Origin of the sequence: Psychrobacter sp. 78a-MNA-CIBAN-0178, from assembly GCF_040309625.1 — a bacterium.
Lineage (GTDB): Bacteria > Pseudomonadota > Gammaproteobacteria > Pseudomonadales > Moraxellaceae > Psychrobacter > Psychrobacter okhotskensis.
Map to the genome: position 1 here is coordinate 17,123 of NZ_JBEOOZ010000026.1, position 19,309 is coordinate 36,431.

The following is a 19,309-nucleotide window of genomic DNA, read 5'->3' on the forward strand; positions in this document are numbered from 1 at the left end:
TTCGATAATAAACCCTTTAAATCGTTAAGGGTTTTAACAAATCGACATAAATTGCGATATAATAGCCAAATATTTCAAATATTTTGTGTAAGGTGGATAAGGTATGTCAGAACATATTGTCGAAAACAACCCTAAGAAAGAGTTCTTATTTGCTTTAGGCGGTGTTGCCTTATTTTTAGGTATCGTCTTACTCATTGGTGTTTCAGCATTCTTGCGCCCAGCAGGAGAGCACATTACGGCTGAGACGGCAGAAGAATCTGTTGCCACTGATACAGCCGCCGCGAGTGCTACTGAAGACGCAGCCCCCGCTGAGACCGATAGCGCAGCAGCGCCAGTAGAAGCAGGCACTGATACAGCAGCACCGGCTACGGCTGCTGATGCAACGGTCACACCAGCTGCAGATACGAGTGGCGCGGTAGTGACAGCGGAAGCAGGTACGGCATCAGCATCAGGTACGGTAAACCAAGCCGCTGTTGGCGATGCTGACTTGAGCGCAGAACAAGCTGATGGCGACCTAGACGCTGGTAATACCGAAGAGACAACAACCGCAGAATAAGCGTGTCCTTACCTATACTGAATGCTATTCTTATAAGATTAATTTTGCAGAGCAACTTTTGACAAACAGCGTTTTCAAGAATGGCTAGTCTTATTATTAGTGCTCTATAAAACAGTTGACCGCATTTCTTCATTGATAATCCCAACAAAAACTCGCTCTTAGCGCTTAAGAGCGAGTTTTTTTATGGGTATTTGTGTAATTATTAGCCAACTTTTTCTTTACTTGGTTATAACCAAGTGAAACAATGTTCCGCCTATATGACCGTTCATCTGCGTAATTGGGTAGTTGGTCATCACTAATATGATATTTAAAGGAATAAATGTATGAGCAGAGAATCAAAGTTAGGGGTTGGTGCTGCTGAACTGGAAGCGCTAGACAACGGCTTTATGGGACATCCAAAACCATTACGTCCGCTATTTTTTACGGAAATGTGGGAGCGCTTTTCTTATTATAGTATTCGCCCACTACTCGTACTATTTATGGTGGCGACGGTAGGCAGCGGTGGTTTTGGTTTTGATGATGTTACCGCATCGGCCATTTATGGTATTTTTGCGGGTTCGCTATATTTAGCAGCAGTACCGGGCGGTTGGTTAGCCGATAATTGGCTAGGTCAGGAGCGTGCTTTGTGGTGGGGTAGTATCATTATCGCCCTTGGTCACTTATGTATTGCGCTCTCCGCATTATTTGGCATGACGCTGTTTTTCGTCGGCTTGATGTGTATTGTTATGGGTTCAGGACTATTTAAAACCTGTATTTCGGTGATGGTTGGGGCGTTGTATTCTGAAGGTGATGTACGTCGTGATAGTGGTTTTACCTTATTTTATATGGGTATCAATATCGGCGCATTATTAGCCGCACTCATCGTCGGTATCTTTAAAGAAAAAGGTATGTGGCACGTTGGCTTCGGTGTTGGTGGTCTTGGGATGTTGGTCTCACTACTCATCTACCGTTTTTCTGCTCAAAAAACGCTAACACACTATGCGCAAGCGAAAGGCATCACGCCTGAGTGGGAGCGCTCCAATGACCGTTATAAACATATAGGCCGCTGGGTCGCTGGATTCTTAGCGTTGCTAGTGGCAGTCGTCGTTTTAGTCTCTACAGGTCTGATGCCGTTTCAACCGCAGATGGTGGCGGAGTATATGACTTATATCATTGCAGGTGTAGTGATACTGTACTTTGCCATTATGTTCATCTCACCTAGGCTTGATAAAACCGATAAGCTGCGTCTATTGATTTGCTTTATTTTAATTATCGGCTCAACGCTATTTTGGTCAAGTTTTGAGCAGCAGCCGACGTCTTTTAACTTATTTGCTGACCGTTATACAGATTTGGATGTTTTGGGGTTTGAGATACCGAGTATTTGGTTCCAATCATTAAATCCTTTGTTCATTCTACTGCTAGCGCCAATCGTCAGTATTATCTGGGTTAAGCTTGGTAATAGAGGTGTTGAACCTAGTAGTATGGTGAAATTTGCTCTTGGTATGTTACTTGCCGCTGCAGGTTTTGGCTTGATGATTGTGGCCTCGAAAAGTATTTTGACCAATGATAGTGGGTTGGCATCACCTTTGTGGTTGGTAGGTAGTTTGCTACTACTCACCCTTGGTGAACTGGCACTTAGTCCTGTAGGTCTGTCTTCAATGACTAAGCTTGCCCCAAAAGGGATGCAAGGGCAGATGATGGGACTTTTCTTTGCTTCTTTAGCCATGGGTAATTTGGTTGCCGCATTTTTCGGTGGCAATGTCTCAGCGGATAAGATTGAAGGCTTACCAGATCTGTTTACGACGATGACAATTTTATTGGTTGTTACGGCTGCCTTATTACTGGTATTAGCGAAGCCTATTAATAACATGCTACAGAAAAGTGAGCGCGCCGATAAAGTCAGCTAATCAATAGGGTTTTCAATAAGTCATTGAGCGAGTGTAGCGCACAAGTCAATGACAGAGGATGAGACGTGTTACCATTGCTGGTAGCACGTTTTATTGTTTCATTCGGTGAGATATTTCTCTTCGGCCATTGAAAGCCTGTTATCTGCCCAGACATCTAATGATGTTCTACTGTAATGCTATTTTGCTGAAATAATAATTGGCCTCATATATTTGGCATCTGACTTTTTACAACATTTTAATTCTCAAACTATTGAATTTGGCTGATTCAAGTACTGATCATTTAATTAAACTTTAAAGCGATTTTAAACGCCCAAATAAGACGGCTATCCATAGTCGCCTCACAGTAGTATTTTTTACATCTAATTTCTCCAAAATCAATAAGGACACATTCAATGAATAAACAAACCATTCATGATCGTATCGATAGTTTACGCAAAAGCTTAGTTGCCCAAGACCTTACTGCGATTATCGTCCCCTCTGCTGATCCGCATTTATCTGAATACTTACCAGAATATTGGCAATCCCGTTTATGGTTGTCAGGATTTACAGGCTCTGTTGGCACGCTCGTCGTTACCGCTGATTTTGCTGGCATGTGGACCGATAGTCGTTATTGGGTGCACGCCGCTGATCAATTAGAAGGCACAGGTATCAGCTTAGAAAGGCTCGCGCCTGGTAAACCAAATCATATCGATTGGCTCGCCGAGCATTTACAAGAAGGTGATAGCGTAGCAGTCGATGGCAATGTGCTGTCTATCGCCGAGCAAGATAAGCTGCTAGACGCCTTTGATGCTAACGACATTACCTTGATCACTGAGCGTGACGTATTGACAGAAGTATGGAGTGATCGTCCAGCGCTGCCATCAGCAGAGTTGTATGCCCACGATGAGCAGTTTCTCGCCCAGTCCGCTACCTCAAAACTTGCTGCCGTGCGTGCCGGTATGGCGGATGCAGGCGCAACGCATCATTTGCTTTCCAGCTTAGATGATATCGCTTGGTTGACCAACTTACGCGGCGCTGACGTCGATTATAATCCTGTGTTCTTATCCCATATGCTGATTAGTGCAGACAAAGCAACGTTGTTTGTCGATAATAATAAAGTCAGTGCTGACATCGCTAAGAGCCTAAAAGACAGAGGTATTGCCCTTGCTGATTATGAAGCGGTACAAGAGGCATTGGGCGCCCTGACACCAGAAGATTTGCTGCTATTAGACCCAAGCAAAGTCGCAGTGGGTACACTATCAAGGATGGCAGACGATGTGGGCTTTATCGAGCAAATGGCACCGAGCACGTTGCTAAAATCGGTTAAGTCTGACGCCGATATCGATCATGTACGTGAAGCCATGCGTCAAGATGGCGCTGCATTAAGTGAATTCTTTGCCACATTTGAGCAGCGTCTAGCAGATGGCGAGCGTTTAAGTGAGCTTGATGTCGATAGCATGCTGATTGAGGTACGTAGTCAGCAGCCACATTATGTATCGCCAAGCTTTCCAACGATTGCAGGTTTTAATGAAAACGGGGCATTGCCACATTACCGTGCGACGCCAGAAAAGTTCAGCTACCTTGACGTCGCTGAGGGCGAGGGCGGCTTATTACTGATTGACTCAGGGGCGCAGTATCAAAACGGCACCACCGATATCACACGCGTGGTCGGTATTGGCAAAGTAAGCAGCGAGCACAAGCGTGACTTTACCACCGTGCTCAAAGCCCATATTGCCTTAGCAAAAGCGCATTTCCCTGATGGCATTGCTTCACCACTGATTGATGCGATTTGCCGTGCGCCATTATGGCAGGCACAGATGGACTATGGTCATGGTACTGGTCATGGCGTTGGTTACTTCTTAAACGTCCATGAAGGCCCGCAAGTCATTGCTTATAGTGCCAGCACGCCAAAAGAGCGGGCGATGAAAGAGGGTATGATATCGAGTAATGAGCCGGGTTTATATCGTGAAGGTAAATACGGTATTCGTATCGAAAACTTGATGGTAAATAAACGGGTTGCTCAGCCAGTAGAAACGGAATTCGGTAATTTCCTTAACTTTGAAACAGTGACTTACTGCCCCATTGATACCCGTCTGATTGAGCCGTCATTGTTGGATCAAGTAGAGATTGATTGGCTGAATGAATATCACAGCCAAGTCTTTGCTGAGCTAAAAGACCGTGTTGATGGTGCGGCATTAGAGTGGTTAACTGAGCGTACACAAGCTATCTAATTATAGTCAGAGCACTTTTAAACCGCTACGGTGTTACCCGCCCTAGATGTACTCAGTGTACTATCTGCGGTCAGTCGCCTTGTAGCGATTCTGAAATTCCTTGACTATACAAGCTTTGCAACTACCAACCTGAAATAAAAAAAGCCCTATAAACGATTTACGGGGCTTTTTCTTACGTGAATACTACTTATTACCTGAATACGGATTATTGACTAGGTGCTGTTATCCAGATGCCGTTTATTATCCAGATGCTATATTTAACTTTTTTGCGCATCTTTATGAGTTACTGATTTATCTTGCTCACCCAAATGTTGAGTCATCTCAGCACGTAGCCAAGATTTTAGATTTTCAGACATCAACATCATTTGCTCACTGAGATAGTCATCAATCTGCATCTCAAGTTCACGGATCAATTCTTGATGCGTTGCGCTTAGTTTTGCATCTTTTAATGCCAGTTTGATGGCGGCGCTGGCTTTATCATTGACAGCTTTGATACTGTTGTCATTTTTAATGTCATTATTATTTTTGATGCCATCATCGTTTTTGCTAAGAGTATCGTTAACAGCGTCATTTTTTGCAGCATCTGATTCTTCGGCGACTGTGCTTTCAGAAGAATTATTTGCAGCGCTATTGGCAGTATTGTTATCAGTATTTGTCTGGCTGCTATCGGTAGGGGCAACTTTATTATCAAGGCTATTTTTATCGGCTACTAGCTGTTCATTTTTCAGTTGTTCTTTTTGTGCAGCTTTTGCTTCTTCATGCAGTCGGGCTTCTTCTTTTAATTTTGCCTCTTCTTTGAGCTTAGCATCCTCTACCGCTTTGATTCTTTGTTCTTCTTCGAGACGTTCTTTTTCAGCAGCGGCGCGCACTTGCGCTTGTTTGTCGGCGATGGCTTGGGCAATCGCTTGCTCGGCTTCATGATTTTCATAAAGCTCATCGACATGCGCATCTAGATCATGGGTGCTAAAAACAAAGCTCTCAAACGGCGTCTCGGTTTGTAAGAGGGTGGTGATATCCTTTAGCTCTTGGGTAATGGCTGCGCGAATAGGCTCAGGCGCACACGTCCAGCGCTGGTAAAACTGATGGGAAAATGAGTAGCTTGACATGGTATCTTCCATAAATGTTCCAAAAATTACCCCTTATCATACGCAAGTACGATAAGGGGCTGCAAGTGGACAAACGTAGCAAATCTGACACCAAGGTTACAATGGATTGCCTCACACGCTTTTAGGCGTTCTTTTTCGCTTTAGGGTTGAACTGGCCAGCGCGCAAATACTAACGAGCCATTGGTGCCGCCAAAGCCAAAGCTATTGGACACCGCATATTGCAGATTTTCAACTTTACGTGATTGGTTAGCCACGTAATCAAGGTTGCAGTTATCTTCGACATTGTCCAAGTTAATGGTTGGCGGTATATGCTGATGTTGCAGGGCAAGGACAGTAAATATCGCTTCGACACCACCAGCAGCACCTAGCAAATGACCGGTCATGGATTTGGTTGAGCTGACCAAAATGCTGTCCTTGACGGGCGCAAATACCGTTTCGATAGCAATTGATTCAGCGACGTCACCAGCAGGGGTGCTGGTACCATGAGCATTGACATAGCCAACGGCGGCAGGCTCAATGCCTGCATCATTTAAAGCGTTTTTCATCGCTCGTGCCGCGCCGCTACCATCTTCTGGTGGCGCGGTAATGTGGCTGGCATCATCGCTCATACCAAAACCTACCAGCTCGGCGAGGATCGTGGCACCGCGCGCTTTGGCATGAGCAAGGCTTTCTAGCACTACCACGCCTGCGCCGTCACCGAGCACAAAACCGTCACGATCTTTGTCAAATGGACGCGAGGCTTTGGTCGGCTCATCGTTGCGAGTAGAGAGGGCGTGCATGGCACCGAAGCCTGCTATGCCCAGTGGGCTAGAGCCTTTTTCACTGCCCCCTGCCAGCATGACATCGGCATCACCGTAGGCGATTAAGCGCGCAGCGAGACCGATAGCATGAGTGGCGGTCGTACAGGCAGTCGACGTCGCGAGATTTGGGCCTTTTAAGGTATGTTTAATCGCGACCAATCCTGCTGCCATATTGACAATAGAGCCAGGGATAATGAAGGGTGAGACTTTGGTAGCGCCTTTTTCACGTAAGGTATCACGGCTGTTTTCGATGGTTTGTATACCACCAATCCCTGAGCCTAAAATAATGCCAAAACGCTCTTGATCCACGCCTTGCACAGGGGCGTCAGCAGCGCTGACTTCGTCGATAAAGCCCGCGTTCTGTAATGCCATGCTAGAGGCAGCGATGCCATAATGAATAAACTCATCATAGCGGCGGGCGTCTTTGGCATTCATATATTGTTTGGCGTCAAAGTCCTTGACCACACCAGCGATTTGCGCACGATATCCGGTCGTATCAAAGTGGCTAATTGGGGTAATACCACTCTCGCCATTGAGCAATTTCGTCCACGAGCTGTCAACGTCCAGACCCAGTGGCGTAATGGCACCTATGCCAGTAACCACCACGCGCAACTCATCAGAGCGCTCATAGTGGGGCGGCTTATGACGCGGTTTGTGCGCCGAGGTTGCGCTAACTTGATCAGCTTGCGAAGTGGTTGAACTGCTGTGTTGACTCATGCGATATATCCTGTACTTACGGTCCTAAGAGGATGTTATTTCAGAAGCCATTATAAAACACATAAGTGCACGCATGTAAACTAAAATCAGTAGACTATGCAAAACACACTTGTCCCAACACCACATTTTTACTCGCGCCAGTTACTGCAGGCAAGTTACCCGTTTCACCCATCAAGGTCTGCCGTGCCAACCAAGCAAAAGCAACGGCCTCTACCCATGTAGGCTCTAGTCCTAAGCTGGCTGTAGTTTCCACACTGCACTGAGGCAAATGCGTGCGCAAACGGCTCATTAGGTAGTCATTTAAGGCACCACCACCGCAGACATAAACTGCACTGTTTTTATTATTTTTGATAAATTGGGTGATTTGGCTACTGGCGCTGATAGCGGTCAACTCGGTTAAAGTCGCTTGCACATCGGCTGCTGCATAGCGGGTATCGACAGTGGTCTGCTCGAACGTCTGCAGCTCAGCTTGTAGCCAAGCTAAATTAAAGTCCTCACGCCCCGTGCTTTTCGGATAAGGTTTTGCAAAAAACGGATGGGCTAATAATTGATTGAGTAGCGGCTCGATAATTTGTCCAGACTGCGCCCAAGCGCCACCAGCGTCATAATCTTTACCCGTGTGCAATGCTGCCCATGCATCCAATAATAGGTTGGCAGGACCCGTATCATAACCAATCACAGCATTATTATTAATAACAGCCTCATTTACCGGCTTATCATTGACTGGTAAGACGGTAATATTGGCAATACCGCCCAAATTTAATAACACTCGCGTACTATCAGGCGTGGCAAATAAGGCTTGGTGGAAAGCCGGAACCAAGGGTGCACCTTGACCACCGACCGCCATATCACGGCGGCGAAAATCACTGACCACGCTAATGCCCGTACGCTCAGCGATAATATTGGCATCGACCAATTGTAAGCTAAAGCCCATCTGTGGACGATGACGCACGGTCTGCCCATGACAGCCAATCGCTAGCACTGACTCTGCGTCGATATCTGCTTGTGTTAATAAAGTATTGACCACCTCGCTGGCAAACTCACCATACTCGCGGCTTGCCCAACCGAACCACTCCAATTCGCTATGGCTTTCACTGTTGGGCTCAGCATCGCTGGCTATCAATTCCTTGACACCATTGGGCTGACATAAGGCCAATAACACTTCGCGCAGTCGTGGCGGGAAGTCTTGGCTATGAGTTGCTAACAGTCGCATCGGTGCTTGGCTATCTTCTTCAGCACTACTATCATTACTGAATTGACACAATACGGCGTCCATACCATCTAAGCTGGTACCCGACATCATGCCGATATATAAACCCTCATCGAAGCTCTCGAATACCGTCTGTTCAAGGGTTTCGGCGAGCGATAAAGCATCTGAATTTTCATGTATATTTGAATCTGAAAGATCGTTATTTTTATTATCAATCGCTGACCGAGGCTTACTCATGGCAATTTTCCTTAAAAAACGCTAGTATATCTGCCAAATTCTAACATTTTTTGCTGGCTACGAAATTCTAAATAGCCCAAACGCTCTACCCTTTCAATAAAGACCATAAAGAGATCCTCATGACCACTCAAACCTACACCCTAGAAGAACAACTTGCCCTTATCCAGCGCGGTACGCAAGAGATCCTATCTGAAGAGGATTTAGTTGCCAAACTTAAACTAAACCGTCCGCTACGTATCAAAGCAGGTTTTGATCCTACTGCCCCAGACTTGCACTTGGGTCATACGGTTTTGATTAATAAGCTCAAGCATTTTCAAGATTTGGGTCATGAAATTTATTTTTTAATTGGTGATTATACCGCCAAGATTGGCGATCCTTCTGGTAAAAACTCTACGCGTCCACCATTGACTGACGAGCAAATCAAAGCCAACGCGACGACTTATGCTGAACAAGTATTCAAAATATTAGATAAAGAAAAAACGCGTGTGGTCTTTAACTCCGAATGGTTTAATGACATGTCAGCCGCTGATATGATTCAGCTGGCCAGCCAGCAAACCGTCTCACGTATGCTTGAGCGTGATGACTTTTCTAAACGCTATGCGTCGCAAACACCTATTTCTATCCATGAGTTTCTTTATCCTTTAGTGCAAGGTTATGATTCTATCGCCCTAAAAGCGGACGTCGAGCTTGGTGGTACCGATCAGACTTTTAACTTGTTGATGGGTCGTACGCTGCAAGGTCGTTATGGGCAAGAGCAGCAAGTCTGTATTACCGTTCCAATTCTAGAAGGGCTGGACGGCGTCAATAAAATGTCTAAATCTTTAAATAATTACGTCGCCATCCATGACGCACCCGGCACGATGTACCAAAAAATCCTCTCAATGCCAGATACTTTGATTCGTCGCTATTTTGAATTTTTAAGCTTTAAGCCAATGGAAGCTGTCGAAGTCTTAATGGCAGAGATGGAAAACGGTCGTAATCCACAAGAGATCAAACGCATTCTTGCTGAAGAACTCATTGAGCGTTTTCATGATGCTGATGCCGCTGCCAATGCACACAAGTCAGCAGGTAATGTGCTTGCTGATGGCGAGTTGCCTGTTGATTTACCAGAAATCATGCTGGATTTGGAAGGTCAAGAGGCGCTATTTATCACCCAAATAGTGAACCAAGCAGCACTTGCCAAAAACAACTCAGCCGCCAAAGACATGGTCAAACGTGGCGCGGTGAAAGTAGACGGTGAAGTCGTCGATGCAGGCTTTAGTTTAACGTCGGGTCAGACTGCTGTTATTCAGGCGGGTAAAAAGGCTTATGCAAAAGTGACGGTGGGTTAGGTTAAAGACAATTCTTTTATAAAGTTTAATTTAAAATAGGGCTATAATATTAATTATAGCCTTGTTTAACTCTAAAAGGATATTCTAGGAAGTTATGACAAATCGTCAATTAGTGAGACATTCTCCAATAGCATTGAGTCATTACCGACAACAGATGTCGCTATCTGTAGATTTGCTTGCCAAAAAAACCTCCATTCCTTCTAAAAAAATTGAAAGTGCTGAGGTCGAGAATAATGTTTTCACAATTAAACAGCTCAATAAATTAGCTGACATACTTCTAGTACCAGTTTCTTATTTAACTTTTGATTCAGTCATTAGTCGTGAATTACCTAAAGTCATTGATTTTAGAAATAAGTATGAAGATATATCAGGAGAAGATGAAGAGCAAAGTTATCAATTCCAAAAAGTAGCTCAGGAAGCATATATCGACAGAGACAATCTATTAAGTATTTATGAGTCTTTAGATGAAAATATAAGTAATTTTGGTTTAAATCTCTTAGGAAGTAATGCACAGCACGATGCACAATTAATCATAGATTTCTTAAATTTAGAGGAAGAAAATCTTTTAGAGTCAGGCTCTGATTATTATAAGTCTTGGCGTACTATAGTGGAAAAAAATGATGTAATTGTTTTAGAGAAATCAAATCCTTCTTTAAGCTCAGAAGGTATGTCTTTGTACTATGATAAATTACCTATCATAGTGATTTTAACTACGGGACAGTCACCCGCACGTCGACTTTTTACTCTAATACACGAACTGGTACATTTAGGTTTGAAGCAAAGTGCTTTGGACGGCAACTTGATATATTCTAACTATACTGAAGAGGTTTATTGTAATGAGGTTGCAGGATATGTTTTAGTCCCTAGTTCAATTGTCTATAAATATTACTCTTCGAACTTATCTCTAAGTGAGAACATACTAGCAATTCGAAAGGTTACTAAGGCTAGTCGACCAGCTGTTGCTATTCAGCTTAAACAATTAGGTTTAGTAAAACAAATAGAGCTTGAAGACTACCTAAAAAGCCTTCAAGTTGAAAACTCTGGAGGTTTTGGGGTTAAGAAGAGACACACCACATATAATCATTTTGGTAAAGTTTATTTACAGCAAGTATTTTCAGCTATTTGGAAAGAAGAGCTAACTATTAACTCTGCAATGGACTTGCTGAGAATTCCTAATCGTATTGAGGATTTGAAGTACTTAGAAGATAAGGCGTTTTCTTGATGATAAGAGTCTGTTTAGATACTAATGCTATTATTGATATTTGCTATCGATATTATCCTATTGAAATATTCAAAACAATTTGGGATTCGCTTTTAAACTCGATATCTGCTGGACTTATTAAATTTGTCGTTTCTGAAGATATTAGACAGGAAATTTACGGTCGAGTAGCGCTTTTCGATGGGTATTCACCTATAGTTTTGGATGATTTTTTCAAATCATTCAACATTGAAGTAATAAGAAAGACGACATATCAAACTCAACTTTTATCTCTACAAAATCAAATGATTGAAGAATTACCATTCTTTCAGAACATGAAGGTAGAGAGGCGTTTAAAGAAGGTTAATGGGATTAGTAATGATCTATCTAATATAGCTGTTGCTATAAGCAAAAATGCTTGTGTTTTGACAAGTGAGCAAGGGTTTAACAAAGATATATCTAAAGAATTAGTAGGTGACATAAAGATACCTGATACATGTAAATATAAAAGCATAATATGTTATACATGGTTAGATTTATTTAATTACCTCGGAATCAATAAAATTTAATGAGAAAATGATTTTATGACCCAAACCATCCCCCAAGGCATTTACCGCCACTATAAAGGCAGTCTTTACCAAGTTTTGCATACCGCGCAGCATTCAGAAACCGAAGAACCGCTAGTGGTTTATCGCTGTCTTTACGGCGAATATGGCGTTTGGGTCAGACCTTTAGGCATGTTTGCGGAAACCGTTGAAGTCGATAGCAAAGTCATACCACGCTTTGAGCTTATTAAATCATTAGCGGATTAATGAATCAACTTGGTTAAAATCCATTGAGCAAATAAAAAAGCGACCCATCAAGGTCGCCTTTTTTATGTCTATCAAATGATCATTAGCTATTTAAAAAGTCAATCAAAGCCTTATTAAATTCATCTTTATGAGTGACATTAATGCCATGTGGGCCACCTTTAACCACATGTAATTGGCTATCATTAATCATATCGTGCGAGCGTTGACCACTAGCTTCAAGTGGCACGATTTGATCGGCATCGCCATGAATAACTAAGGTTGGCACATCGAATTTCTTCAGATCATCACGGAAGTCGGTATAAGCAAAGGATTTAACGCAATCATAAGTCGCTTTTGCTGAAGCAAACGAGGCGATATCGCGGTTATATAAACGCATTGGTTTGCTAACTAGTAGCTTACCCTCTGCTGGCGTAAAGAAATTCTTGGTAAAGTCGTTTAAGAAGGCAATACGATCGCCGCTGACGCCATCTAAGAATGCTTGAATATCTGCTTCTGCTAAGACCCCATCAGGATTATCATCAGCTTTGAACAGATAAGGTGGAACAGAAGAGGCGAGTACCGCTTTGCTAATGCGTTCTGAACCAAAGTTGCCTAGATAGCGAGCGACTTCGCCGCCACCCATAGAGAAGCCAACGATAGTAGCATTTTGCAGATCCAGCTCATCCATCAAGCCTTTTAGATCTTGCGCTAAGGTATCGTAATCATAACCTTCCCATGGCTTAGACGATTGACCAAAGCCGCGTCTATCATAAGTAATGACTTGATAACCAGCTGCAACGAGCGCCATCAATTGCGACTCCCAAGATCGTCCGCTAAGCGGCCAACCGTGGATTAATACCACAGGTTTGCCGCTACCTTAGACCTCATAATATAAATCGACAGCTTGATTGTCTTGCTGTGCAACGCTAACGTAAGGCATACATTGTTCCTTTTAGAATTATTATTAAAAATATTGGTGGTGTGTCAGAAAGTATGCTGAGGAGATAAAAGGAGGGTGACAGCCAAAGCAAGATGATATATTTAAGGTTATGAAGACACAAATAGATATCAGCTGCCCCGACTGTCACAGTCCCAGTTTAAAGAAAAATGGCATAAAAAGCTATGGTAAGCAAAACTACCAGTGTAAGGACTGCAAACGTCAATTCATTGGTGATCATGCTTTAACCTACCAAGGTTGTCACTCCCAAATAGAAGATAAAATACGGCTAATGACGGTTCATGGTTGCGGTGTTAGAGACATAGCGGTTATGGCCTCAGTCAGTATTGGAAAAGTGCTTAGTACCATAGGCTCATCTGTTTATAAGATCGCGCCTAAGAAGCGCTACTATGAACGCTTAGAGGTTGATGAATTCTGGACTTACGTGTATCGCAAAAAGCGTAAAGTTTGGCTTATTTATGCTTATGACCGTGCTACCAATGAGATTGTTGCTTATGTTTGGGGCAGACGTGACTTAAAAACGGCTAAGAAGTTAAGAGCGCGTCTTAAGCAGCTTACAGTCAGCTATGACTCGATTAGCATGGATAACTGGGACAGTTTTATAACCGCCTTTAAACTTGATCACAAACGAGTTGGCAAATCTCATACGGTAGGCATTGAAGGTAATAACTGCCGTCTTAGACACCGATTGCGTCGGGCGGTTAGAAAAACCTGTTGTTTCTCTAAGAAGCTTGATAATCACTTTAAGGTGTTTGATTTGGTGTTCTTTTATGTCAATTATGGCTACGTCTAATGCCAGCATACTTTTTAGAACACCACCAAAATATTTTACTTTAACGCTAATGCGCTTACGCAGCTAACGTCAGCTTTTTATTATAAGAGGAGTCTTGAGCCATTACTATAAAGGGTTGTACAGTCCTAGTGTGGGTTATAGCGTTTTTTTTGTGAGCTTTTAAGGGCGCAGTTACTCTTGTAAAAAGTGCTTTAACACTCGATAAAATCCAATCGGCTCATCCAAAGGAATGGCGTGACCCGCGCGTGGCAAAATAACTTCAGTGGCGTTAGGCAGCATTTGGGTAATCTTCTGCTGCCATTTGGGATCATAAAGCTTAGAGCGACCACCGATGAGATTGACCACAGGAATAGTCACTCTATCTATGGCACCGCGAAAATCGTAAGGTAAGACCAAATAGGCTTGCAAGCAGCGCATTTTTTGATGCCAAATGCTGTGGTCGTAAAGCGCGAGTGTGTGGTCGTTTTTATGAGTCATCGTTTGTATAAAGGCTTTTGAGCGCGTGCGATTAACGGATAATAAAGAAAACAGCCTTTCGACATCGGTTGCATGGCGCTTAAGCGCAAAGGGCAGATGGGTAAAGCTATTAGAGTCTGCATAAGGTAAGGTCAGATCGATTACTTCTTGAAAGATATCGAACACTTCTTGTTGCCGTGTGCCAAATAGTCCTCCTTGCCAGTCATCTTGATTATGAATCGCTAGATTTTGATCAATATTAAGATAGCGACTGACTCTTGAGGCACCAAAACGCTCAAAATAAGCCCACATAACTTGCGCGCCCATCGAAATAGCTGCCACTGGCAAAGCTTCTACATGACACCATTCACAAATTTGCTCAATCACAGCATTGGCATCATCCGCATATTGACGGACAAAATCAAACTCTTCCATTCTGAGTTCTTTTGCAGCACCAAAACCACGCAGATGTGGCAAATAAAAAGTATATTTGCCAGTTAGTGCCAAGATAAAAGGTAAGAACTCGCGGGCATCCATGCCATAGGCATGCAGCATGAGCACTGGCGTACCTTGACCAATGACTGAAACGGGCAGCGAGGTACCGTCGGCAGCAGTAACGGTCAGCGTTTGCAACTGGTAACGCGACTGGTAGCGACTGGGCAACGTCATTAAATTAGTCATCATAGCGTCGTATTTCCGTCATATATATTGTAATTAATTAGGGCGTGTTGAACATTCAACATAAAACATTTTTATCTTATCGATGATAGCTTGCTATAGTAAAATCTGTGCTAATAAAACTTGTATTAATCAAACACAGCTAAGCTGACCATAGCATAAAATGAATAGACAGTAAGTGGCGCTTGTGATTAACAGCCACTATCTAAACTTGAAATAAAACAATAAAGGGATGATGCTTTATGAGCATACCGACGTTGGCATCACTTGATAGCAGCCTTTACCCGCAAGTTTGGGAGCAGCAGACATTTACCGATGCGCACAGCTTATTGATAGCGATGTTAATGGGTAATATCACACCAGATACCAAGGCTTTTACTCAGCACTTGCTGGCCAATGATATCTATCAACAGTGGATTAACTTTACGGTATTTGGCGGTTATCTGCAGCGCAACTTTATTGCTTTTTATCGGCAGACAGAAGACAGTTTTAATGCGGATATGCCAGCGTTATTTCGCCGAGAGTTGATACGTCATGCTCAGTATTTACCACTGGCGCAGACGTTGTTTTTGGCAGGAAATATGCCAAAAAGTGCGCGCTTAGATAAGCTGTTAACCGTAACTGTGAATCCTGCTACAGCAGTCATCAATGCGCAGCACGCTCATCAAAAATCTGTCATGAATCATTTAGAAGTAGTGATTAATCAGATAACTGTCGTCGGTAGGCAGGTAGTTGGATTTCCGATACGTCACAACAAGCGCACCAGTGAGCGCACGCGCAATGAGGTTCTGATTTTAGATTTTCAGGAGTTGCGCTTGGTCAATGAAGAGAATGTCATCAGCAAAAAAAGAAGCAACATAGATGAGACTATGTTGCTTCGATATTATGAATTACGTTAATGAGCCAAACGCTTTGCTAAACGTTTAAGAGTCTTGCTTAGCAATCGTCAAACCATTATAAGTTTGTGCCACTGGCATGACTTCTAAGCGATTGACGTTAATATGGGCAGGCGATTCAATCAACCACAATAAAATATCGCCAATATCGTCACCGCTCATGGTTTTAAAGCCATCATAAACCTTGGCAGCTTTATCGTCATCGCCATGATAGCGCACGTTTGAAAATTCAGTGCCTGCGACATTGCCCGGTTCGAGGTTGGTCACACGCACTTGCGTACCGATTAAGTCCGCGCGCAAGTTTAAGCTAAACTGTTTGACAAAGGCTTTGGTCGCGCCATAGACGTTACCGCCAAAGTAAGGCCAGCTACCAGCAATCGAACCGACATTGATAATATAACCCCTATCGCGAGCGACCATCGCTGGCAAGACCGCATGAGTCAACGCCATTAAGCCTTTAATATTGGTATCAGTCATACGCATCCAGTCATCAAGACTGGCTTTGTGAGCAGGCTCTGTACCCAGTGCCAATCCTGCATTATTGACCAAAACATCGATTTGTTTAAAATCATCAGGCAAGTCAGCAATGGTTTGCGGGATAGCAGCTGTATCACTCACATCCATAACCACGGGTAAAAAAGCCTCACCTAAAGTCTCTGCCAAAGCATTCAGTTTATCAAGGCGTCTGGCGCAACCAATCACGCGATGGCCGTTAGCAACCAAACGTTCTGCCAACGCTTTACCAAAACCCGCGCTCGCTCCTGTAATCAATACGTTCATAATCTGTCCTTATTATTGATGCTGTCTGCTGTTGCCATAATTTTGATGACGGCTTTATTTACCCTAATGCAACTTATCTATTCGATAACTGCTTACCAAAAATCTTATCACCAGCATCGCCTAGACCTGGGATGATGTAACCGTGCTCATCTAAATGGCTGTCTAATGCGGCAGTGTAGATAGTCACGTCAGGATGCGCTTCATTTACCAAGCGTACGCCTTCAGGTGCAGCCACGAGTACTAATGCTTTGATATTGGTACAGCCATTTTTCTTGAGCATCTCGATGGTCGCAACCATTGATCCGCCCGTGGCTAGCATTGGATCGATGATAAGTGCAGGACGTTTGTCCATGTGGCTCACGAATTTTTCAAAGAACGGTACTGGCTGCAACGTTTCTTCATCACGTTGTAGACCGACCACAGAAATCTTAGCGGTAGGGATTAGATCGAGCACACCATCAAGCATGCCAATACCTGCGCGCAAAATCGGTACGATCGTCGCCGTCTTACCGATGATTTGCTCACCAGTAATTTCGCCACACCAGCCTTCCATTGGAAAAGTTTCAATTTCAAAATCACGGCTCGCTTCATAAGCCATCAAGCGCGCAAGCTCTTTGGTCAATGTACGAAATTTATAAGTACTACAGTCTTTTTCGCGCATAAGGCTGAGTTTATGACGGACTAGTGGATGATCGATTACCGTAATTTTTAAATCGCTGTTTAAGTCACTCATAAGTACTCTCTTGGTTTTGGTCTGATGCTTGCGCAGTTACTGCGGTTGCTATTAGTATAAAAGATACAAACACTTACCGCACTTCAACCCTATCTTTAGCCTAGCAATAGTAAGCTTAATGCTTCAATTAAAAGTAAGCCAAAGACATTTGTAGCAAGGCTGTTTTCATTTAGACCGACTATGTTTGACTATAATAGCGTCATGATAGATGAAGTAGTGTTTAGGCCTGCTATGATAGCAAAAAAACCGCTTTTCTGATGAAGAATCTTATGACTACACAACCATCCAATACTTATAATAATGCTAATAAAATGGATAATAATTCGATATTGTCCGCAGCTCGAGCAGCAGAAGTAGAAACCCATCCGTTCGGTCCAGTGTTACCACCCGATGCCACCGTGATGATGATGGGCACATTTCCACCGACCGCTGATAAATGGGCCATGAGTTTCCATTATCCGAACTTTTATAATGATATGTGGCGTATTTATGGCAAGGTATTTTTTGACGATGTGGATTATTTCAGAGTCGGTGATGAAAAGCGCTTTGACCCTGAGCGTATTCGCGCCTTTATGTTCGAGCGCGGCATTGCTTCTTGTCCTACCGTTACTCAGGCTATCCGCGAGACCGGCAATGCCTCAGATAAAAACTTAACCGTTGTCACCCCAGTTGATCTAGATAATATATTGCCACAAGTACCAAAGGTTGAAACCTTATTTACCACTGGCGGTAAAGCGACAGAAGTATTGCTCAATTTATTAGCTAAGCCACCTGCCAAATCCAAATATCCTAAGACCAATCAAAGTATGGCTTATCCTTATGAATGGCAAAACGAGCATAGTAAAAAAGCCGAGGTGAACAATCTTACCTTATATAGATTGCCGTCAACCTCGCGCGCATACCCGTTGGCGTTAGAGAAGAAAGTCGCTGCTTACAAAGACTTCTTTAAAAAGATAGGTAAACTATAAAAGCGTTATGTATAAAAGAAGAGTATATAGACAGCTTCTATATAGAAGAAATAAGCGATTTTAAGCAGAAAATGCTATTTCTTATCATGATAAAACTATTTTTAATCTTAACTGACTGATAAATATAAGATATTAATAATAAGGCGAGATAATCTTTAAAATAGCCAACAAATCCCCTTGACCCTCATATCAAACCGAGTATAATGCGTCCCAGTCGAAAGGGAAGGCGGTTTAGATAAGTGGTTTACCACTTAGGAGAATCAGCAAAATAAATTACTTTTAAAATAAAATAATTTACCTCTTGACTTACCAAATAAAGCGTCTATAATACGCACCTCATTAAGGCAAAGCAGGAAAGCTTATATGTAAATTACATATAAATAACCTGACTAACTTACTGAAACAAATTATAAAAAAGCTTGACAATCCCAATCATTATGATAAGATAGTCGGCTCGCTAGATAGCTTAACCCGCAAGGGATTAGAGCTAAATGGTGAAAGAGACACCCTATATAATCACCTACTGGACGACAGTAGATGAACACTATTTAAAAGCATAACTAAAGAACAACTTGTGTGGATTTTTGCTGATTCAGAATGCTAAAAAATAAAGTTGACTATCTTTTCTTTTCGGAAAGATTATTAACTATAAAAATTATCATTTAAGACAGCAGAAAAACTCAAAGTTAATTCATTACGAACATAATTTTTAGCGATTTTGCCAGATTAGATGAGCCAAGTTTAGAAGCTTCTTTAAAGAGCTTCATAGCAAGATTAAACTGAAGAGTTTGATCATGGCTCAGATTGAACGCTGGCGGCAGGCTTAACACATGCAAGTCGAGCGGAAACGATGGTAGCTTGCTACCAGGCGTCGAGCGGCGGACGGGTGAGTAATACTTAGGAATCTACCTAGTAGTGGGGGATAGCACGGGGAAACTCGTATTAATACCGCATACGACCTACGGGAGAAAGGGGGCAGTTTACTGCTCTCGCTATTAGATGAGC

At 42.9% G+C, this 19,309-nt stretch carries 17 protein-coding genes and 1 rRNA gene; 11 read left to right on the forward strand and 7 right to left on the reverse strand.

Annotation, left to right across the window (positions count from 1 at the left end; translation table 11 throughout):
• Nucleotides 1-103 precede the first annotated feature (103 nt).
• From AAEY80_RS12090 to AAEY80_RS12100, 3 genes are all read left to right on the forward strand, one after another.
• The gene (locus AAEY80_RS12090; RefSeq protein ID WP_201582841.1) at nucleotides 104-556 is read left to right on the forward strand and encodes a hypothetical protein; all 453 of its coding nucleotides are present in this window, start codon (nucleotides 104-106) and stop codon (nucleotides 554-556) included.
• Nucleotides 557-879: 323 nt separating this feature from the next.
• On the forward strand, nucleotides 880-2,442 hold the full coding sequence (locus AAEY80_RS12095; RefSeq protein ID WP_101211271.1) for a peptide MFS transporter: 1,563 nt from the start codon (nucleotides 880-882) through the stop codon (nucleotides 2,440-2,442).
• 392 nt (nucleotides 2,443-2,834) lie between these two features.
• Nucleotides 2,835-4,652, forward strand: a complete 1,818-nt coding sequence (locus AAEY80_RS12100; protein ID WP_350588387.1) for an aminopeptidase P family protein — start codon at nucleotides 2,835-2,837, stop codon at nucleotides 4,650-4,652.
• Nucleotides 4,653-4,909: 257 nt separating this feature from the next.
• Here AAEY80_RS12100 and AAEY80_RS12105 read toward each other — a convergent pair whose 3' ends face one another.
• From AAEY80_RS12105 to AAEY80_RS12115, 3 genes are all read right to left on the reverse strand, one after another.
• Nucleotides 4,910-5,770: a hypothetical protein gene (locus tag AAEY80_RS12105; protein ID WP_201582845.1), complete on the reverse strand. Its 861-nt coding sequence runs from the start codon at nucleotides 5,768-5,770 to the stop codon at nucleotides 4,910-4,912.
• A 128-nt stretch (nucleotides 5,771-5,898) separates the two neighbouring features.
• Complete coding sequence (gene fabF / locus AAEY80_RS12110; RefSeq protein ID WP_201582849.1) at nucleotides 5,899-7,275, reverse strand: beta-ketoacyl-ACP synthase II; 1,377 nt, start codon at nucleotides 7,273-7,275, stop codon at nucleotides 5,899-5,901.
• A gap of 94 nt (nucleotides 7,276-7,369) precedes the next feature.
• Nucleotides 7,370-8,722 carry an anhydro-N-acetylmuramic acid kinase gene (locus AAEY80_RS12115; RefSeq protein ID WP_101211268.1) on the reverse strand — a complete coding sequence of 451 codons (1,353 nt, stop codon included), beginning with the start codon at nucleotides 8,720-8,722 and terminating at the stop codon, nucleotides 7,370-7,372.
• 119 nt (nucleotides 8,723-8,841) lie between these two features.
• Between AAEY80_RS12115 and tyrS the strand changes: the two genes are divergently transcribed.
• From tyrS to AAEY80_RS12135, 4 genes are all read left to right on the forward strand, one after another.
• Nucleotides 8,842-10,053: a tyrosine--tRNA ligase gene (tyrS, locus tag AAEY80_RS12120; RefSeq protein WP_101211267.1), complete on the forward strand. Its 1,212-nt coding sequence runs from the start codon at nucleotides 8,842-8,844 to the stop codon at nucleotides 10,051-10,053.
• Between the two features lie 94 nt (nucleotides 10,054-10,147).
• Entirely contained in the window at nucleotides 10,148-11,275 is a 1,128-nt protein-coding gene (locus AAEY80_RS12125; RefSeq protein ID WP_025651557.1) for an ImmA/IrrE family metallo-endopeptidase, read from the forward strand.
• Nucleotides 11,275-11,820 (forward strand): DUF4411 family protein, encoded by a 546-nt coding sequence (locus AAEY80_RS12130; protein WP_025651559.1) that lies wholly within the window; start codon nucleotides 11,275-11,277, stop codon nucleotides 11,818-11,820. Before AAEY80_RS12125 ends, AAEY80_RS12130 begins: the two co-directional genes overlap by 1 nt.
• A 15-nt stretch (nucleotides 11,821-11,835) precedes the next feature.
• Nucleotides 11,836-12,063: a DUF1653 domain-containing protein gene (locus tag AAEY80_RS12135; RefSeq protein ID WP_201566397.1), complete on the forward strand. Its 228-nt coding sequence runs from the start codon at nucleotides 11,836-11,838 to the stop codon at nucleotides 12,061-12,063.
• A gap of 82 nt (nucleotides 12,064-12,145) precedes the next feature.
• Here AAEY80_RS12135 and AAEY80_RS12140 read toward each other — a convergent pair whose 3' ends face one another.
• Nucleotides 12,146-12,904, reverse strand: a complete 759-nt coding sequence (locus tag AAEY80_RS12140) for an alpha/beta fold hydrolase (RefSeq protein WP_320158118.1) — start codon at nucleotides 12,902-12,904, stop codon at nucleotides 12,146-12,148.
• A 187-nt stretch (nucleotides 12,905-13,091) separates the two neighbouring features.
• On the opposite strand from AAEY80_RS12140, the gene AAEY80_RS12145 reads away from it, so the two are divergent.
• Nucleotides 13,092-13,793 carry an IS1 family transposase gene (locus AAEY80_RS12145; RefSeq protein WP_201578331.1) on the forward strand — a complete coding sequence of 234 codons (702 nt, stop codon included), beginning with the start codon at nucleotides 13,092-13,094 and terminating at the stop codon, nucleotides 13,791-13,793.
• Nucleotides 13,794-13,964: 171 nt separating this feature from the next.
• Here the strand turns inward: AAEY80_RS12145 and AAEY80_RS12150 are convergent, their stop codons facing one another.
• Nucleotides 13,965-14,933 carry an alpha/beta fold hydrolase gene (locus AAEY80_RS12150; RefSeq protein WP_201567833.1) on the reverse strand — a complete coding sequence of 323 codons (969 nt, stop codon included), beginning with the start codon at nucleotides 14,931-14,933 and terminating at the stop codon, nucleotides 13,965-13,967.
• Between the two features lie 236 nt (nucleotides 14,934-15,169).
• Between AAEY80_RS12150 and AAEY80_RS12155 the strand changes: the two genes are divergently transcribed.
• On the forward strand, nucleotides 15,170-15,826 hold the full coding sequence (locus AAEY80_RS12155; protein WP_201577771.1) for a hypothetical protein: 657 nt from the start codon (nucleotides 15,170-15,172) through the stop codon (nucleotides 15,824-15,826).
• 24 nt (nucleotides 15,827-15,850) lie between these two features.
• Here AAEY80_RS12155 and AAEY80_RS12160 read toward each other — a convergent pair whose 3' ends face one another.
• Nucleotides 15,851-16,603: an SDR family NAD(P)-dependent oxidoreductase gene (locus AAEY80_RS12160; protein ID WP_201577770.1), complete on the reverse strand. Its 753-nt coding sequence runs from the start codon at nucleotides 16,601-16,603 to the stop codon at nucleotides 15,851-15,853.
• Between the two features lie 73 nt (nucleotides 16,604-16,676).
• Nucleotides 16,677-17,336, reverse strand: coding sequence for a uracil phosphoribosyltransferase (upp, locus tag AAEY80_RS12165; RefSeq protein ID WP_057761878.1), 660 nt, complete (start codon nucleotides 17,334-17,336; stop codon nucleotides 16,677-16,679).
• A 311-nt stretch (nucleotides 17,337-17,647) separates the two neighbouring features.
• Between upp and AAEY80_RS12170 the strand changes: the two genes are divergently transcribed.
• Nucleotides 17,648-18,304 carry a DNA glycosylase gene (locus AAEY80_RS12170; RefSeq protein WP_101210706.1) on the forward strand — a complete coding sequence of 219 codons (657 nt, stop codon included), beginning with the start codon at nucleotides 17,648-17,650 and terminating at the stop codon, nucleotides 18,302-18,304.
• Nucleotides 18,305-19,080: 776 nt separating this feature from the next.
• Nucleotides 19,081-19,309 (forward strand): 16S ribosomal RNA (locus AAEY80_RS12175); the annotation flags it as partial.

Coding starts and splice junctions, on each gene's coding strand:
- AAEY80_RS12090 (WP_201582841.1), top strand. CDS start 104: ATGTCAGAACATATTGTCGAAAACAACCCTAAGAAAGAGTTCTTATTT.
- AAEY80_RS12095 (WP_101211271.1), top strand. CDS start 880: ATGAGCAGAGAATCAAAGTTAGGGGTTGGTGCTGCTGAACTGGAAGCG.
- AAEY80_RS12100 (WP_350588387.1), top strand. CDS start 2,835: ATGAATAAACAAACCATTCATGATCGTATCGATAGTTTACGCAAAAGC.
- AAEY80_RS12105 (WP_201582845.1), bottom strand. CDS start 5,770: ATGGAAGATACCATGTCAAGCTACTCATTTTCCCATCAGTTTTACCAG.
- fabF (WP_201582849.1), bottom strand. CDS start 7,275: ATGAGTCAACACAGCAGTTCAACCACTTCGCAAGCTGATCAAGTTAGC.
- AAEY80_RS12115 (WP_101211268.1), bottom strand. CDS start 8,722: ATGAGTAAGCCTCGGTCAGCGATTGATAATAAAAATAACGATCTTTCA.
- tyrS (WP_101211267.1), top strand. CDS start 8,842: ATGACCACTCAAACCTACACCCTAGAAGAACAACTTGCCCTTATCCAG.
- AAEY80_RS12125 (WP_025651557.1), top strand. CDS start 10,148: ATGACAAATCGTCAATTAGTGAGACATTCTCCAATAGCATTGAGTCAT.
- AAEY80_RS12130 (WP_025651559.1), top strand. CDS start 11,275: ATGATAAGAGTCTGTTTAGATACTAATGCTATTATTGATATTTGCTAT.
- AAEY80_RS12135 (WP_201566397.1), top strand. CDS start 11,836: ATGACCCAAACCATCCCCCAAGGCATTTACCGCCACTATAAAGGCAGT.
- AAEY80_RS12145 (WP_201578331.1), top strand. CDS start 13,092: ATGAAGACACAAATAGATATCAGCTGCCCCGACTGTCACAGTCCCAGT.
- AAEY80_RS12150 (WP_201567833.1), bottom strand. CDS start 14,933: ATGATGACTAATTTAATGACGTTGCCCAGTCGCTACCAGTCGCGTTAC.
- AAEY80_RS12155 (WP_201577771.1), top strand. CDS start 15,170: ATGAGCATACCGACGTTGGCATCACTTGATAGCAGCCTTTACCCGCAA.
- AAEY80_RS12160 (WP_201577770.1), bottom strand. CDS start 16,603: ATGAACGTATTGATTACAGGAGCGAGCGCGGGTTTTGGTAAAGCGTTG.
- upp (WP_057761878.1), bottom strand. CDS start 17,336: ATGAGTGACTTAAACAGCGATTTAAAAATTACGGTAATCGATCATCCA.
- AAEY80_RS12170 (WP_101210706.1), top strand. CDS start 17,648: ATGGATAATAATTCGATATTGTCCGCAGCTCGAGCAGCAGAAGTAGAA.